This is a genomic window from Pseudomonas sp. SZ40 (assembly GCF_052958135.1).
Map to the genome: position 1 here is coordinate 158,873 of NZ_JBQWIF010000008.1, position 15,404 is coordinate 174,276.

At 63.5% G+C, this 15,404-nt stretch carries 13 protein-coding genes and 1 pseudogene; 13 read left to right on the top strand and 1 reads right to left on the bottom strand.

What is annotated here, in order from left to right:
- The first annotated feature begins 36 nt into the window (after positions 1–36).
- The 13 genes and pseudogenes from ACT9T4_RS09405 (at position 37) to ACT9T4_RS09465 (ending at position 15,196) form a co-directional block, all read left to right on the top strand.
- The gene (locus ACT9T4_RS09405; protein ID WP_499116627.1) at positions 37–1,527 is read left to right on the top strand and encodes an NAD(P)H-hydrate dehydratase; all 1,491 of its coding nucleotides are present in this window, start codon (positions 37–39) and stop codon (positions 1,525–1,527) included.
- Positions 1,515–1,982 carry a tRNA (adenosine(37)-N6)-threonylcarbamoyltransferase complex ATPase subunit type 1 TsaE gene (gene tsaE / locus ACT9T4_RS09410; RefSeq protein WP_042554460.1) on the top strand — a complete coding sequence of 156 codons (468 nt, stop codon included), beginning with the start codon at positions 1,515–1,517 and terminating at the stop codon, positions 1,980–1,982. Before ACT9T4_RS09405 ends, tsaE begins: the two co-directional genes overlap by 13 nt.
- An 8-nt stretch (positions 1,983–1,990) precedes the next feature.
- Positions 1,991–3,421 carry an N-acetylmuramoyl-L-alanine amidase gene (locus ACT9T4_RS09415; RefSeq protein ID WP_373565162.1) on the top strand — a complete coding sequence of 477 codons (1,431 nt, stop codon included), beginning with the start codon at positions 1,991–1,993 and terminating at the stop codon, positions 3,419–3,421.
- A complete protein-coding gene (gene mutL / locus ACT9T4_RS09420; RefSeq protein WP_042554462.1) occupies positions 3,418–5,292 on the top strand; it encodes a DNA mismatch repair endonuclease MutL in 1,875 nt (624 codons plus the stop codon). Before ACT9T4_RS09415 ends, mutL begins: the two co-directional genes overlap by 4 nt.
- A gap of 70 nt (positions 5,293–5,362) precedes the next feature.
- A complete protein-coding gene (gene miaA / locus ACT9T4_RS09425; RefSeq protein WP_042554463.1) occupies positions 5,363–6,319 on the top strand; it encodes a tRNA (adenosine(37)-N6)-dimethylallyltransferase MiaA in 957 nt (318 codons plus the stop codon).
- 113 nt (positions 6,320–6,432) lie between these two features.
- Entirely contained in the window at positions 6,433–6,693 is a 261-nt protein-coding gene (gene hfq / locus ACT9T4_RS09430) for an RNA chaperone Hfq (protein WP_042554464.1), read from the top strand.
- 14 nt (positions 6,694–6,707) lie between these two features.
- Positions 6,708–8,009: a ribosome rescue GTPase HflX gene (gene hflX, locus ACT9T4_RS09435; protein ID WP_179539276.1), complete on the top strand. Its 1,302-nt coding sequence runs from the start codon at positions 6,708–6,710 to the stop codon at positions 8,007–8,009.
- 97 nt (positions 8,010–8,106) lie between these two features.
- On the top strand, positions 8,107–9,300 hold the full coding sequence (gene hflK, locus ACT9T4_RS09440) for an FtsH protease activity modulator HflK (protein WP_042554466.1): 1,194 nt from the start codon (positions 8,107–8,109) through the stop codon (positions 9,298–9,300).
- Positions 9,300–10,169 carry a protease modulator HflC gene (hflC, locus tag ACT9T4_RS09445; protein WP_042554467.1) on the top strand — a complete coding sequence of 290 codons (870 nt, stop codon included), beginning with the start codon at positions 9,300–9,302 and terminating at the stop codon, positions 10,167–10,169. The genes hflK and hflC overlap by 1 nt, the downstream gene beginning before the upstream one ends.
- A gap of 346 nt (positions 10,170–10,515) precedes the next feature.
- Positions 10,516–11,700 carry an ATP phosphoribosyltransferase regulatory subunit gene (locus tag ACT9T4_RS09450; RefSeq protein ID WP_042554468.1) on the top strand — a complete coding sequence of 395 codons (1,185 nt, stop codon included), beginning with the start codon at positions 10,516–10,518 and terminating at the stop codon, positions 11,698–11,700.
- A 79-nt stretch (positions 11,701–11,779) separates the two neighbouring features.
- Positions 11,780–13,072, top strand: a complete 1,293-nt coding sequence (locus ACT9T4_RS09455) for an adenylosuccinate synthase (RefSeq protein WP_042554469.1) — start codon at positions 11,780–11,782, stop codon at positions 13,070–13,072.
- A 1,005-nt stretch (positions 13,073–14,077) separates the two neighbouring features.
- Positions 14,078–14,338 (top strand): annotated as a pseudogene (locus ACT9T4_RS09460) (HAMP domain-containing protein); the annotation flags it as partial.
- Entirely contained in the window at positions 14,312–15,196 is an 885-nt protein-coding gene (locus ACT9T4_RS09465; protein ID WP_373565161.1) for a methyl-accepting chemotaxis protein, read from the top strand. The pseudogene ACT9T4_RS09460 and the gene ACT9T4_RS09465, both read left to right, overlap by 27 nt.
- Here ACT9T4_RS09465 and ACT9T4_RS09470 read toward each other — a convergent pair.
- A partial coding sequence (locus ACT9T4_RS09470; protein ID WP_499116631.1) for a hypothetical protein occupies positions 15,181–15,404 on the bottom strand: 224 nt, incomplete at its 5' end. The genes ACT9T4_RS09465 and ACT9T4_RS09470 overlap by 16 nt on opposite strands.

Genomic DNA, 15,404 nt, shown 5'->3' on the forward strand with positions numbered 1-15,404 from the left:
TCGACGTATAATTCTGCCAGACATCGGAGCACAGGCATGCGGCATTCATCAGACGATCTTCCCGTTGCGCTCTACAGCGCCGCTCAGGTGCGCGCGCTGGACGCCGAGCTGATCGCTGCCGGCACGCCCGGTTTCGCGCTCATGCAGCGTGCTGCGCACGCCATTTGGCGGGCCCTGCGCCGCAGCTGGCCGGATGCCGGTGCGGTCACCGTGCTGGCCGGTCACGGTAATAATGCCGGTGATGGGTATCTGCTGGCCGTGCTGGCAGTGCGTGCCGGGTGGCAGGTTCGTGTGCTGGCGGTGGCCGAGCCGCAGCGTCTGCAGGGCGACGCGGCGCTGGCCCGCGATGAGGCCCTGGCCGCCGGTGTCGAAGTGCTTGCCTGGGAGGCAGGCCACGAAGCACGGGGCGTGCTCGTCGACGCATTGCTTGGCACCGGTCTGGCAGGCGCCGTGCGCGAGCCTTACGCGGCGGCCATCGAATGGATGAATCATAGCGCTCGCCCCGTGTTGGCGGTGGATATCCCTTCGGGTATCTGCGCCGATACCGGCCAGGTGCTGGGCGTGGCGGTGGCCGCCCAGCTCACCGTGACCCTGATCGGCTTGAAGGTGGGCCTGTTTGTAGGCCAGGCGCTCGACCATGTCGGCCGCCTGCTGTTCGACGACCTGCAGTCGAATGTCGCGAACCAGTCGTGGGTGGCGCAGCGTCTGGCCGGCGATGTTCTGCCGCACCTGCCCGCGCGGGCACCAACCGCTCACAAGGGCCAGCTTGGGCATGTACTGGTGGTCGGCGGCGATCACGGCACGGGTGGTGCTGCGCTGCTGTCGGCGCACAGTGCCCTGCGCAGCGGTGCCGGTAGGGTCTCCCTGGCGACCCGCGGCGAGCATCTCGCGGCAGCGCAGAGTCGTCTGCCGGAAGTCATGAGCCTGGCGGTCGCCTCGGCCAATCAGTTGCATGGGCTTGGTGGCAACATCACGGTGTGGGTGGTCGGGCCCGGGCTTGGCCAGAGCGCCTGGGGACGCAGCCTGCTGTCGGTCGCAGTGACGGCGCCGGCCGCGCAGGTCTGGGACGCCGATGCGCTCAATCTGCTGGCCGAGGGGGTGGTGAGTATTCCTCCGGGCAGCGTGGTGACCCCGCATCCGGGAGAGGCTGCGCGTCTGCTGGGCATCTCGACTCGGGCGTTGCAGGCAGATCGTCCGGCTGCTGCCAGGGCGCTGGCCCAGCGTTATCAGGTGATTTGCGTGCTCAAGGGTGCCGGTACGCTGATCGCCGACCCGATGGGCTGCTTGCTGGTCTGCGACCGAGGCGACCCGGTGATGGCCGGTGCAGGCCTGGGGGATGTGCTGGCCGGGCTGATCGGCGCCCTGATCGCTCAGGGTTGCACGCCCTGGCAGGCTGCAGGCCTGGGCGTCTGGCTGCACGCCGGGGCGGGTGAGTATCTGGCAGGAAAAGGAAATGGTCTGGCGGCGAGCGATCTGTGCGACGCTATCCGCCATTTGTTACAGGAGCGAGCCGCTTGTCGGAAATAGAACTGTTCGCCGCCGATGAGGACGCCATGCTGGCGCTCGGCGCGCGTATCGCCAATGTCACCGAAGGACGTGGGGTGATCTACCTCGAAGGCGACCTCGGAGCGGGCAAGACCACGCTCTCGCGTGGCATTTTGCAAGGCCTGGGCCACAGGGGCGCGGTCAAGAGCCCCACCTTCACACTGGTCGAGCCTTATGAAATCGGCACGGTCCGCGCTTTCCATTTCGACCTGTACCGGCTGGTCGATCCCGAGGAACTGGAGTTTCTGGGGATTCGTGACTACTTCGAGGGCGACGCCCTGTGCCTGATCGAGTGGCCACAGCGCGGTGTAGGCGTTTTGCCAAAGGCCGACATGGACATTACCATTACCCCGCGAGCGGGTGGCCGGTCGCTGCTACTTCGCAGCCATGGCGCGAAGGGTGATAGCTGGTGCGCCGAATTGGCTGCCAGAGCATGAACAAGAAAGTGGGGGCGGGTATGCGCATAGGCGCGCGATTGATCGCGGTCGGGCTGATGTTGACGGTCATGGCGGTCGACGTGTGGGCCGCGTCGGATGTGCGCAGCGTTCGCCTCTGGCGCGCGCCGGACAACACGCGTCTGGTTTTCGACCTTTCCGGGCCGGTGCAGCACAGCGTCTTTACCCTGTCTGCCCCGGATCGCATCGTTATCGATATCAGCGGTGCCAAACTGGTGACGCCGCTGGACAAGCTCGCGCTGAGCAATACACCGATCACGTCCGTGCGCTCTGCGCAGCGGACCCCTGACGATCTGCGCGTGGTCATCGACCTGTCATCTCAGGTTACGCCGAAGAGTTTCACGCTGGCACCGAATCAGCAATATGGCCATCGCCTGGTGGTCGATCTGTTCGACCAAGCCTCGGACGCCGCGCCAAGCCTGCCGTCGACCACCACGGCCAGTGCGCCGCCAGTGCCGGTCACGCCGACCCAGGCGCCGCCCAAGCTGGCGCCGGTGCCAGGCGGCAAGCGCGATATCGTGATCGCCATCGACGCTGGGCACGGTGGCGAGGACCCCGGGGCTCTGGGGCCGGTCAAGGGGCAGCTCGAGAAGCACGTGACCCTGTCCATCGCCAAGGAGTTGCAGCGCCAGATCAATGCCCAGAAAGGTTTCCGTGCCGAACTGGTGCGTACCGGCGACTATTTCATCCCGCTGCGCAAGCGCACCGAGATCGCCCGCAAGAAGGGCGCCGATCTGTTCGTGTCCATTCATGCCGATGCCGCGCCCCGGGCTGCGGCGTTCGGTGCCTCGGTATATGCGCTGTCGGATCGTGGTGCCACCTCCGAAACCGCCCGCTGGTTGGCGGATGCGGAAAACCAGTCCGACCTGATCGGTGGGGCCGGCAACGTCAGCCTCGAAGACAAGGACAGGATGCTCGCCGGCGTGCTGCTCGATCTGTCGATGACGGCGTCGCTGTCGTCCAGCCTGAACGTTGGCCAGAAGGTTCTCGGGCAGATGGGCCAAGTCACGCCGCTGCACAAGCGCCGGGTCGAACAGGCGGGTTTCATGGTGCTGAAATCGCCGGACATTCCGTCGATCCTGGTGGAAACCGGCTTCATCTCCAACCCCAGCGAGGCGCGCAAGCTGCATTCCGCCAGCCACCAGCAGAGCCTGTCGCGCTCGATCGTCACCGGCGTGAAGCAGTTCTTCGAGCAGAACCCGCCACCTGGTACCTATATCGCCTGGCTGCGTGACAACGGCAAGATCGCCCAGGGGCCACGCGAGCATCGGGTCAGTTCCGGCGAAAGCCTGGCGTTGATCGCCCAGCGCTACCAGATCAGCCTGGCCACGTTGCGCAGCGCCAACTCCCTCAAGTCCGATGTGATCAAGGTTGGCCAGACCCTGCAGATTCCCGCCACTTCGCTGGCTGCCCAGCCATGAGTGAAGCGATGCGCATCCAGCTGCTGAGCCCGCGGCTGGCCAACCAGATCGCCGCCGGCGAGGTGGTCGAACGCCCGGCCTCGGTGATCAAGGAACTGCTGGAAAACAGCCTGGACTCGGGCGCCAAGCGGATCGAGGTGGATGTCGAGCAGGGTGGCGTCAAGCTGCTGCGGGTGCGTGACGATGGTCGTGGCATCGCCGCCGATGACCTGCCGCTGGCTCTGGCTCGCCACGCCACCAGCAAGATTCGCGAGCTCGAGGATCTCGAACAGGTCATGAGCATGGGCTTTCGCGGTGAGGCCCTGGCATCGATCAGTTCGGTCGCACGGCTGACCCTCACCTCGCGCACTGCCGATGCCGATCAGGCCTGGCAGGTGGAGACCGAAGGCCGTGACATGCAGCCTCGCGTGCAGCCCGCCGCGCACCCGGTCGGCACGTCGGTGGAAGTGCGTGACCTGTTCTTCAATACCCCGGCACGGCGCAAGTTCCTGAAGGCCGAGAAGACCGAGTTCGATCACCTGCAGGAAGTGATCAAGCGCCTGGCGCTGGCGCGCTTCGACGTGGCCTTTCACCTGCGCCACAACGGCAAGAACATTCTCTCGCTGCACGAGGCCAACGACGACGCCAGTCGCGCCCGGCGGGTCGCGTCGGTCTGCAGTTCGGGTTTCCTCGAGCAGGCGCTGCCCATCGACATCGAACGCAACGGCCTGCACCTGTGGGGCTGGGTCGGCTTGCCGACCTTCTCCCGTAGTCAGGCGGATCTGCAGTACTTCTATGTCAACGGTCGCATGGTGCGCGACAAGCTGGTCGCCCATGCGGTGCGCCAGGCTTATCGCGATGTGCTGTTCAATGGTCGCCACCCGACCTTCGTGCTGTTTCTGGAGATCGATCCGACGGCGGTGGATGTGAACGTGCATCCCACCAAGCACGAGGTGCGCTTCCGTGAGGGGCGCACGGTTCATGACTTCCTCTACGGCACCCTGCACCGGGCGCTGGGCGAAGTGCGGCCTGAAGATCAACTGGCCACGCCGGCGGCCGTCGAAACCATGCTGCGGCCTACCGGCCAGGCTGCTGGCGAATTCGGCCCCCAGGGCGAGATGGGCCTGGCAGCCAGCGTGCTGGAGCGCCCTGCGGAGTCCGTCTGGCGTTCTCCGGGCGCCGGCTATCAGGGGCAGCGCAGCGAGGCGTCGCTACCTGCGGCCGAAGCCCAGGGTGTGTATCGGGAGTTCTTCGCACCGATGCCCGCGGGCAGTGCTCCTGTCTCACTGCCGGACGCACAGGGTGATATTCCGCCTCTCGGCTACGCCATCGCTCAACTCAAGGGCATCTACATTCTTGCCGAAAGCGCTCATGGCCTGGTGGTCGTGGATATGCACGCCGCCCACGAGCGCATCATGTACGAGCGTCTCAAGGTGGCGATGGCCAGCGAAGGGCTGCGCGGCCAGCCACTGCTGGTGCCGGAGTCCATCGCGGTGAGCCAGCGCGAGGCCGATTGTGCGGAGGAACATGGCCAGTGGTTCCAGAAGCTGGGCTTCGAGCTGCAGCGTCTGGGCCCGGAAACCCTGGCGATCCGTCAGATCCCGGCGCTGCTCAAGCAGGCCGAGGCGACGCGTCTGGTCAGCGATGTGCTCTCCGATCTGCTCGAATACGGTACCAGCGATCGTATTCAGGCTCACCTCAATGAACTGCTGGGCACCATGGCCTGCCATGGTGCGGTGCGTGCCAATCGCCGGCTCACCCTGCCGGAGATGAATGGCTTGCTGCGCGACATGGAGCAGACCGAGCGCAGTGGTCAATGCAATCACGGCCGGCCGACTTGGACGCAGATGAGCATGGACCAGCTGGACAAATTGTTCATGCGCGGCCAGTAACCGGCGGGTCGTGCTTGCGAGTGACGGCCCGTGCCCTGAAAATGGGCCGCCGTTTATCCGAGTCCTGTCGATGTCCTGCCTTCCTCCCGCCATCTTTCTGATGGGCCCGACCGCTGCCGGCAAGACCGACCTGGCCCTGGCGCTGGCGCGCGTGCTGCCCTGCGAGCTGGTCAGCGTGGATTCCGCGCTGGTCTACCGGGGGATGGATATCGGTACCGCCAAGCCCGACAGGGCCACGCTGGAGGCGTTTCCTCACCATCTGGTGGACATTCGTGATCCGGCCGATGCGTATTCGGCTGCCGAGTTTCGTCGCGATGCGCTGGCGGTCATGGCCGAAATCACCGCGCGGGGGCGCATTCCCCTGCTGGTGGGCGGCACCATGCTCTACTTCAAGACCCTGCTCGATGGCCTGGCCGACATGCCCGGAGCCGACGCCGAGGTCCGAGCCGGGCTAGAGGCGCGTGGTCAGCGCGACGGCTGGCATGTGCTGCACGAGCAATTGCATGCCGTGGACCCGCAATCGGCGGCGCGCATCCACCCCAATGACCCGCAGCGTCTGGTGCGCGCCCTGGAAGTCTTCAAGGTCAGCGGCATGACCATGAGCGAATTGCGTCTGCGTCAGAACGAAGACAGCTCAGGAGCGGGGCGTTTCCCCTATACTGTCGCGCAACTGGCGATCGCGCCGGCCCAGCGACAGACGCTGCACGAACGAATCGCGCAACGATTTGATCTGATGCTGGAACAGGGCTTCGTCGCCGAGGTCGAACGCCTGCATCGGCGAGGTGACCTGCACGCCGAGTTGCCGTCCATAAGGGCCGTGGGTTACCGGCAAGTGTGGGAACATCTGGAAGGGCGTCTGAGCGCGCCGTTGATGCGTGAGCGGGGTATCATCGCCACTCGTCAACTGGCCAAGCGGCAGTTCACCTGGTTGCGTAGTTGGGAAAATGTGCACTGGTTGGACAGTCTCGATTGCGACAATCTGCCACGTGCCTTGAAATACTTGGCGACGGTCTCCATATTGACCTGAGACCTCGCCGCGGGCCGTCTATCCTTGGGGGAAGACGTGCCAAAGCCGTTTTACTGGTTAAAGAAAACCGTTCAAAAACTATTCAATTATCGACCCATTTAGGAGTGCGGCACATGTCAAAAGGGCATTCGCTACAAGACCCTTACCTGAACACCCTGCGTAAGGAACGCGTCCCTGTTTCCATCTATCTGGTCAACGGCATCAAGCTGCAGGGCCAGATCGAGTCCTTCGATCAGTTCGTCATCCTGCTGAAGAACACCGTCAGCCAGATGGTCTATAAGCATGCTATCTCCACTGTGGTACCGAGCCGTCCGGTTCGTCTGCCGAGTGCTTCCGAGTCCGAACAGGCTGAGTCCGAGCCAGGCAACGCTTAATCCAGGGGGCTGCATTGTTCTTCGAGCGCCATGAAGGGGGTGAACGGGCCATCCTGGTTCATCTGGATAGCCAGAACACCGAGGCGAGCGAGGATCCCCAGGAGTTTCAGGAACTGGCGCTTTCCGCTGGTGCCGACGCCGTGGCGTTTTTCAGTGTGCCGAACAGTCGGCCCACTGCGAAATTCCTGATCGGTAGCGGCAAGGTGGAAGAGCTGCGTGATCAGGTCAAGGCCCACGAGGCCGACCTGGTCATCTTCAACCACGTCCTTACGCCCAGTCAGGAACGTAACCTCGAGCGTGTCTTCGAGTGTCGCGTGCTCGATCGTACCGGACTGATTCTCGATATTTTCGCCCAGCGCGCCCGTACTCACGAAGGCAAGTTGCAGGTTGAGCTGGCTCAGCTCGACCACATGAGCACGCGCCTGGTGCGTGGCTGGACTCACCTCGAGCGACAAAAAGGTGGTATCGGTCTGCGCGGCCCGGGTGAAACTCAGCTGGAAACCGACCGGCGCCTGTTGCGCGTGCGCATCCGTCAGATCAAGCAGAAGCTGGAGAAGGTGCGCAGTCAGCGCGAGCAGGCTCGCCGCGGGCGCAAGCGCGCGGACATCCCCTCCGTTTCGCTGGTCGGCTACACCAACGCCGGCAAGTCCACGCTGTTCAACGCGTTGACCGAGTCGGACGTCTACGCGGCCGACCAGCTGTTCGCCACCCTCGACCCAACCCTGCGTCGCCTGCAGCTCGACGATCTTGGGCCGGTGGTGCTGGCCGATACCGTGGGCTTCATTCGTCATTTGCCGCACAAGCTGGTCGAAGCCTTCCGCGCCACGCTCGAGGAGTCGAGCAACTCCGATCTGCTGCTGCACGTGATCGACGCTCACGAGCCGGAGCGCAATGCGCAGATCGAGCAGGTGCTGGCGGTGCTGGGTGAAATCGGCGCACAGGATCTGCCGGTGCTCGAGGTTTACAACAAGCTCGATCTGCTGGAAGGTGTCGAACCGCAGATTCAACGCAATGCCGATGGTCGGCCTGAACGTGTTTGGCTGTCTGCCCGTGACGGGCGCGGCCTGCCGCTGCTCAAGCAGGCCGTGGCCGAGCTGCTGGGCGATGACCTGTTCGTGGCGACCTTGCAGTTGCCTCAGCGACTGGCGCGTCTGCGGGCGCAGTTCTTCGAGCTGGGTGCGGTGCAGCAGGAGTCGTATGCCGATGACGGCAGCAGTCTTCTGCAGGTGCGCATTCCCCGCGTCGAGTTGAACCGATTGGTCAGCCGCGAAGGCCTGCAGCCGCTAGAATTCATCGAGCAACACACTTTGCAATAAAGCCTGCAGCGGTGATTTTGCCGCTGCAAGCGGGCATTCTGTAGCATTGGTGGGCGCGCCGTTGGCGCGTCTTTGCTTTATCAGTATGGAGAGCGCTATGGCTTGGAATGAGCCGGGTGGCAATTCGAACAATCAGGATCCCTGGGGTGGCGGCGGTCGTCGTGGTAACGGCGGCGGTGGCGGCGGTGACCGCAAGGGACCACCGGATCTCGACGAAGCCTTCCGCAAGCTGCAGGACAAACTCAATGGTTTGTTCGGTGGCGGCAAGAAACGCGGCAGTGACAACAATGGTTCCAGAGGCAAGGGTGGCGGTTTCGGCCTGCTGTTCGTTGCGCTGGCCGTCGTGGGCGCCTTTTGGCTGTACAACGCTATCTATGTGGTCGATGAGCAGGAACAGGCCGTCGTGCTGCGTTTCGGTAAATACCACGAGACCGTCGGTCCGGGTCTGAACATCTACTTCCCGCCGATCGATCGCAAGTTTCAGGAAAACGTCACCCGTGAGCGTGCTTATAGCAAGCAAGGGCAGATGTTGACCGAAGACGAGAACATCATCGAAGTACCGCTGACCGTGCAGTACAAGATCAGCAACCTGCAGGACTTCGTACTCAACGTCGACATGCCGGAGACCAGTCTGCAGCATGCCACCGACAGTGCCGTGCGCCACGTTGTCGGTTCCACCGAGATGGATCAGGTGCTGACCGAAGGCCGTGAGCAGATGGCTGGTGACGTGCGTGAGCGTCTGCAGCGTTTCCTCGACACCTACCGCACCGGTATCACCGTGACTCAGGTGAACCTGCAGAGCGCTGCGGCGCCGCGTGAAGTGCAGGAAGCCTTCGATGACGTGATTCGTGCCCGTGAAGACGAGCAGCGCGAGAAGAACCAGGCCGAAACCTACGCCAATGGCGTGGTACCGGAGGCCCGTGGTCAGGCCCAGCGTCTGATCGAGGATGCCAGTGGTTATCGCGATGAAGTGATCTCCCGCGCCCAGGGTGAGGCGGATCGTTTCACTGCGCTGGTCGCCGAGTACCGCAAGGCTCCCGAGGTGACTCGCGAGCGTCTGTATCTGGACACCATGCAACAGATGATGAGCAATACCAGCAAGGTGCTGGTGACTGGCGACAAGGGGCAGAACAACCTGCTTTACCTGCCGCTGGACAAGATGATCGACAGCCGTGGTGGTAGCGGTGCTTCCAGCAATGCTGCCGGTGCTGGCGCTGGTGCGGCCGATCTGGGCGCACGGGTAGGCAATAACGTTGGGCAGACCGATTTGCGCACAAGGGAGGGCCGTTGATGAGCAATAAATCACTGGTGACTCTGATCGTAGGCGTTGTGCTGGCGCTGGTCGCCTGGAGCAGCTTCTACATCGTCGCGCAAACCGAGCGAGCGGTACTTCTGCAGTTCGGTCGTATCGTCCAGCCTGACGTGCAGCCTGGCCTGCACGTGAAGATTCCTTACGTCAACCAGGTGCGCAAGTTCGATGCGCGCCTGCTGACGCTGGATACCGTCAACTCGCGCTTCCTGACGCTCGAGAAGAAGGCGCTGATGGTCGATGCCTACGCCAAATGGCGTGTGCTCGATGCCGAGCGTTACTACACCGCAACATCGGGCATGAAGCAGATCGCCGACGAGCGTCTGTCGCGTCGTCTCGAGGCATCGCTGCGTGACCAGTTCGGTAAGCGCACGCTGCACGAGTCGGTGTCCGGCGAGCGTGATGCTCTGATGGCTGACGTGACTGCTTCGCTCAACCGGGCGGCGCAGCGTGAGTTGGGTATCGAAGTGGTGGACGTTCGCGTCAAGGCCATCGACCTGCCCAAGGAAGTCAACCGCAGCGTATTCGATCGTATGAGTTCGGAGCGTGAGCGTGAGGCTCGTGAGCATCGTGCCAAGGGTAAGGAGCTGGCTGAAGGTATTCGTGCCGACGCCGATCGTCAGCAGCGTGTACTGCTCGCTGAAGCCTATCGCCAGGCCGAGGAGCTGCGCGGTGAGGGTGATGCCCAGGCTGCTGCCATCTACTCCAAGGCGTATGGCCAGGATCAGGAGTTCTACTCCTTCTACCGCAGCCTGAACGCCTATCGCGAGAGCTTCTCCGACAAGCGTGACGTGCTGGTGCTGGATCCGAGCAGCGACTTCTTCCGTTATCTGGAAAAGTCCAAGCCTTGATAAGGCTGTAAGTCGCGGGCTACAAGCTGCAGGTCGATGCCATGTGCTCGCCTGTCGCTTGAAGCTTGTGGCTTGAGGCTTTTGGCGTGGTATGATGCGGCAGCCGGGAAAATCCCGGCTTTTTTACGCCTGTGGGAATCATGCGGCACGAACTGAGCGTTACGTTCTGTCTTTCAAGGCTTTTGACCTTGTCCCTTTCCGCGCCCCTGGCGTGGGGGCTTCGTGCAATCAATTCACTGATCGTCTCGATGCCCGTTCCTGGAGCTGACCGGCCTGTTGCCGCGTTCGGCCTTCCATCCGCTCCACTGAAGGCTTGTGCCGCCCGAATCAAGAGGGAAATGGCGAAATGGCGACCGTAGACCGCTGGCTGCTGCCAGATGGGATCGAAGAAGTATTGCCTCCGGAAGCGGCGCGCATCGAAGTTGCGCGTCGTCAGGTGCTGGATCTGTTCCAGCGCTGGGGCTATGAATTCGTGGTAACCCCTCATATCGAATACCTGGAATCGCTGCTGACCGGCGCCGGGCAGGACCTAGATCTGCGCACCTTCAAGGTGACCGATCCGCTGTCCGGCCGGCAGATGGGCTTTCGTGCCGACATCACGCCGCAGGTGGCGCGCATCGACGCGCATACGCTGCGTCGTGAAGGCCCGAGCAGGCTGTGCTATGCCGGTAGCGTGCTGCATGCGCAGCCGCGCGCGCTCACCACATCGCGCAGCCCGATTCAGTTGGGCGCCGAGCTGTATGGCGACGCCAGCCCGGCCAGTGACGTCGAGGTGATCAGCCTGCTGGTCGATACCCTCGAGCTGGCCGAGGTACCGGACGTGCATATGGACCTTGGGCATGTCGGTATCTACCGGGGCCTGGCGCGTGCCGCCGAGTTGTCTGGGGAGGTCGAGCAACAGCTGTTCGACGCCCTGCAGCGCAAGGCCATGGACGAGATCGATGCCTTGACCGACGCGCTGCCGGACGCCTTGCGACGCATGCTGCGTTCGCTCGGCGAGCTGTGCGGCGGGCGTGATGTGCTGGATCTGGCCCAGGCCTGTCTGGTCGAGGCGCCGGACGACGTGCACGCCGCGCTGGATGATTTGCTGGCCATCGCCGATGCCCTGGAGTTGCGCTATCCAGAGCTGCCGCTGTACTTCGATCTGGGTGAGCTGCGTGGCTATCACTATCACACCGGTGTGGTATTCGCCGCGTTCGTGCCGGCCGTCGGCCAGGCGATCGCCCAGGGCGGCCGTTACGACGATATCGGTGCCGACTTCGGTCGCGCCCGTCCGGCAACCGGCTTCTCTACCGACCTGAAGACGCTGGTCACCCTGGGGCGTATGCCGCTCGGCGAAGAGCCGGCTGGCATCTGGGCTCCGGACAGTCATGACGTTTACCTGTGGCAGGCGGTTCGTCGTCTGCGCGCCGACGGTGAGCGCGTGGTGCAGGCATTGCCGGGTCAGGAACTGAGCGAGGCCGAGCAGGCCCGCTGTGATCGCCAACTGTTATTGCGGGACGGTCGCTGGCAAGTGCTGGCGCTGGGCTGAGCGACCGCTGTGGTCGTCTATTCTGAATTACTTTCGCCGGCCGTGACCGGCTCAAGCTTGCGCGAAGAGGACAAGTGTTATGGGTAAGAATGTCGTCGTCCTGGGCACCCAGTGGGGTGATGAGGGCAAAGGCAAGATCGTCGATCTGCTGACCGAGCATGCGGCCGCCGTAGTGCGTTATCAGGGTGGCCACAATGCCGGTCACACCCTGGTGATCGACGGTGAGAAAACCGTGCTGCACCTGATTCCGTCGGGCGTGCTGCGTGAAGGCGTGCAATGCCTGATCGGCAACGGCGTGGTGGTTGCGCCTGACGCTCTGCTGCGCGAGATCAACAAGCTGGAAGAGAAGGGTGTGCCGGTGCGCGAGCGTCTGCGTATCAGCCCGTCCTGCCCGTTGATCCTGTCCTACCATGTTGCCCTGGATCAGGCGCGCGAGAAGGCCCGTGGCGAGCTGAAGATCGGCACCACCGGTCGCGGTATCGGCCCGGCCTACGAAGACAAGGTCGCCCGTCGCGGTCTGCGTATCGGTGACCTGTTCCACCGTGAGCGTTTCGCCGCCAAGCTCGGCGAGTTGCTGGACTACCACAACTTCCAGTTGGTGAATTACTACAAGGAGCCGGCCATCGACTTCCAGACCACTCTCGACGAGTGCATGGAATACGCCGAGCTGCTCAAGCCGATGATGCTCGACGTCACTGCCGAACTGCACAACCTGCGTCGTGCCGGCAAGGACATCATGTTCGAAGGTGCCCAGGGTTCGCTGTTGGATATCGACCACGGTACCTACCCGTACGTGACCAGCTCGAACACCACTGCAGGTGGCATCGCCACCGGTTCCGGCGTTGGCCCGATGTACCTGGATTACATCCTGGGTATCACCAAGGCCTACACCACTCGGGTGGGCTCCGGTCCGTTCCCGACCGAGCTGTTCGACGACGTCGGTGCGTTCCTGGCCAAGCGTGGCCATGAGTTCGGTGCGACCACTGGCCGCGCCCGTCGCTGCGGCTGGTTCGATGCGGTGATCCTGCGTCGTGCCATCGACGTCAACAGCATCTCGGGCCTGTGCCTGACCAAGCTGGACGTGCTCGACGGTCTGGAAACCATCCGCATCTGCGTGGGTTACAAGAACGAGAACGGTGCTGTCATCGACGCCCCGACCGACGCCGACAGCTACATCGGTCTCGAGCCGGTGTACGAAGAGATGCCGGGCTGGAGCGAATCGACCCTGGGCGCCAAGACCCTGGAAGAGTTGCCGGCCAACGCGCGTGCCTACATCAAGCGCGTGGAAGAGTTGGTCGGTGCGCCGATCGACATCATCTCCACCGGGCCGGATCGCAACGAGACCATCGTGCTGCGTCATCCCTTCGCCTGAGCGCTGGCGGCTCCCCCTGGAGTCGTGAGCAGGTAACCGGAACGGGCCGCACTTGTGCGGCCCGTTTTCATTTGACGGGCACTCGTGCTCGGGCGCAATCTGGCAATGTGCCGTCATTCGGCACGCGCTTTGCTTCGTCTTGATCCTACCTTGAAGTTGCCGCTCCTCTGGCGGTCGGAGGATTTGCCCGTGGTCGCTGTTCTGTCCCTGTTTCGCAGCCGTCTGTTGCTGCCCGTATTCATTGCGCTGGGTATCGCGCTGTTCGTTCAGGTGCTGCTGGTGCTGGCGTTGACCCGCAGTACGGTCGATGGCCTGGTCAGTGATCTGGAGCGGCAGTTGGGCAGTGATGCCGGGCGCCTTTCCAGCGAGCTGGAGCAGGCCAATCAAGAGGTTTCTGCCAGCCTGGGTGGTCTTTCGGTTCGTACCCGGGAGAGTCTTTCCGCAGGTCTGTCCAGCCGCCTCGGCGAGGAGCGCGTACAGATGCGCGCCAGCCTGGAGAAGAGCCTGAAGGATTCCGCCAATGATCTGGCGCAATTGCTCGCGGCTGTCGCGCCACGCGCCATGTGGGACTCCGATATTCCGGCGCTCTCCGAATTCGCCCGGCGTGCGCAGCGTAACCCCAATGTGCTTTTCGTCATTTACGACGATGCCGAGGGTAACCATCTGACCCGTTACCTCAACCGCCAGAACGAGCAGGTCAAGGCCATGCTCGAGAAAGGAGCCGGTGAGCGCGCGCTGGACAAGGTCATCGACGCTGCCAAGAGCGATCCTACCGTGTACTTCGTCGAGGCCGGTATCAGCCCTAACGGGGTCGAGATTGGCAAGGTGCTGATGGGCGTGTCCACCTCCGCCATCGATGCCGAGCTGGCCGCTATCGACTCACGCTTCGAGGCGTTGCTTGCCAGCGGCGGTCAGCTGGTTGCCGATAGCCTTGCCGGTGCTTCCACCGATAGTGCCGCCGCGTTGTCGGCGCGCCTGGCTGCCGCGCAACAGGCGGCTCAGGGAATGTCGGCCAATACCAGCGCGGCGGTCGACGCTGCGGCCTCGAATCTGCGCTGGCGCATCGGGCTGGGGCTGGCTGTGGTCGGTCTGGGCGTGCTGCTGGCGTTGGCTGTGGTGCTGGGTCGCCGCGTGGTGGTGCGTCTGCGTACCCTGATCGCCGCGCTCGACGATCTGGCGGCCGGCGAGGGTGATCTGACCCGGCGCATCGAGATCGACAGCCGTGACGAGGTCGGCGAGATGGCGTCGGCGGTCAATCGTTTCGTCGCCAAGCTGCAGCCTATCGTGCGTGAGGCTGGTGAGGTGGCGGTGCGTACGGGGCAGGAAATCAATGCGTTGAGCACGCGAAGCGCCGCGGCTGAATCAGCGGCTAAAAGACAGCGTGACGAGGTGGCGGCCAGCCTCCAGGCGTTGGCTTCGATGGCTGACGAGGCGCAGGCCGAGAGTCGCGCCATGCAGGAGGCCCTGCAACGGGTCGAGGCCATTCGCCAGGCGACCCAGGAGAATGCCAGCATCGCCAATCGTGTCGGCAGCTCCATTGAAGAGCTGGTGCAGCGGGTCGATGCGGGTTCGGCGGTGATCGAACGACTTGCCAAGCAGAGTGAGCAGATCGAGGTGGTGCTGACCGTCATTCGCTCGATTGCCGAGCAGACCAATCTGCTGGCGCTCAATGCTGCCATCGAGGCGGCGCGGGCGGGGGAGAGCGGTCGTGGTTTTGCCGTGGTCGCCGATGAGGTGCGGGCGTTGGCTAGCAAGACCCAGCAGTCGACCGGCGATATCCAGTCGCACATCGTTGCCCTGCAGCAGGGCGCCCGTGAGGCGGTCGGCGCGATCGGTCAGGCTGGTCAGCAGGCTGACCAGGGGCTGGCGGCGCTGCGCGAGAGCGCGCGCATCCAGCAGGCGGTACAGCGTTCGGTGGAGGATGTGCATGGCGCCATCAATGCCGCTACACAGGCGGCCGCTCATCAGGCCGAAGGCGCCGATGCGGTGCGAGGGCGGGTCGAGGTGATTCATTCCGAGGCTCAGCGTGCTGCCGAGGCGGTGGCAGCGACGGCCAATAGCGGCCGCGTGCTCGATGGCTTGGCAGGGCAGTTGAAGGCCAGTCTCGGTCAATTCAAGGTCTGAAAGCGCGGCAAGCCATAAGCTTCAAGTGGAAGCAGAGGCTGGCCGTGAGGCTGCAAGGGGCGCTGTATGCCAGCTTGCAGCCTTTCTGCAGGCAATAAAAAACCGAGCCATTGGCTCGGTTTTTTTGAATTTGGTGCCCAGGAGAAGACTCGAACTTCCACGACCTTGCGGTCACTGATACCTGAAACCAGCGCGTCTACCAATTCCG

What these genes read in the sequence shown, in the direction of transcription:
- mutL (WP_042554462.1), top strand. Translation starts at nt 3,418, where the DNA reads ATGAGTGAAGCGATGCGCATCCAGCTGCTGAGCCCGCGGCTGGCCAAC.
- ACT9T4_RS09450 (WP_042554468.1), top strand. Translation starts at nt 10,516, where the DNA reads ATGGCGACCGTAGACCGCTGGCTGCTGCCAGATGGGATCGAAGAAGTA.
- ACT9T4_RS09455 (WP_042554469.1), top strand. Translation starts at nt 11,780, where the DNA reads ATGGGTAAGAATGTCGTCGTCCTGGGCACCCAGTGGGGTGATGAGGGC.
- miaA (WP_042554463.1), top strand. Translation starts at nt 5,363, where the DNA reads ATGTCCTGCCTTCCTCCCGCCATCTTTCTGATGGGCCCGACCGCTGCC.
- hflK (WP_042554466.1), top strand. Translation starts at nt 8,107, where the DNA reads ATGGCTTGGAATGAGCCGGGTGGCAATTCGAACAATCAGGATCCCTGG.
- hfq (WP_042554464.1), top strand. Translation starts at nt 6,433, where the DNA reads ATGTCAAAAGGGCATTCGCTACAAGACCCTTACCTGAACACCCTGCGT.
- ACT9T4_RS09405 (WP_499116627.1), top strand. Translation starts at nt 37, where the DNA reads ATGCGGCATTCATCAGACGATCTTCCCGTTGCGCTCTACAGCGCCGCT.
- hflC (WP_042554467.1), top strand. Translation starts at nt 9,300, where the DNA reads ATGAGCAATAAATCACTGGTGACTCTGATCGTAGGCGTTGTGCTGGCG.
- ACT9T4_RS09465 (WP_373565161.1), top strand. Translation starts at nt 14,312, where the DNA reads ATGGCGTCGGCGGTCAATCGTTTCGTCGCCAAGCTGCAGCCTATCGTG.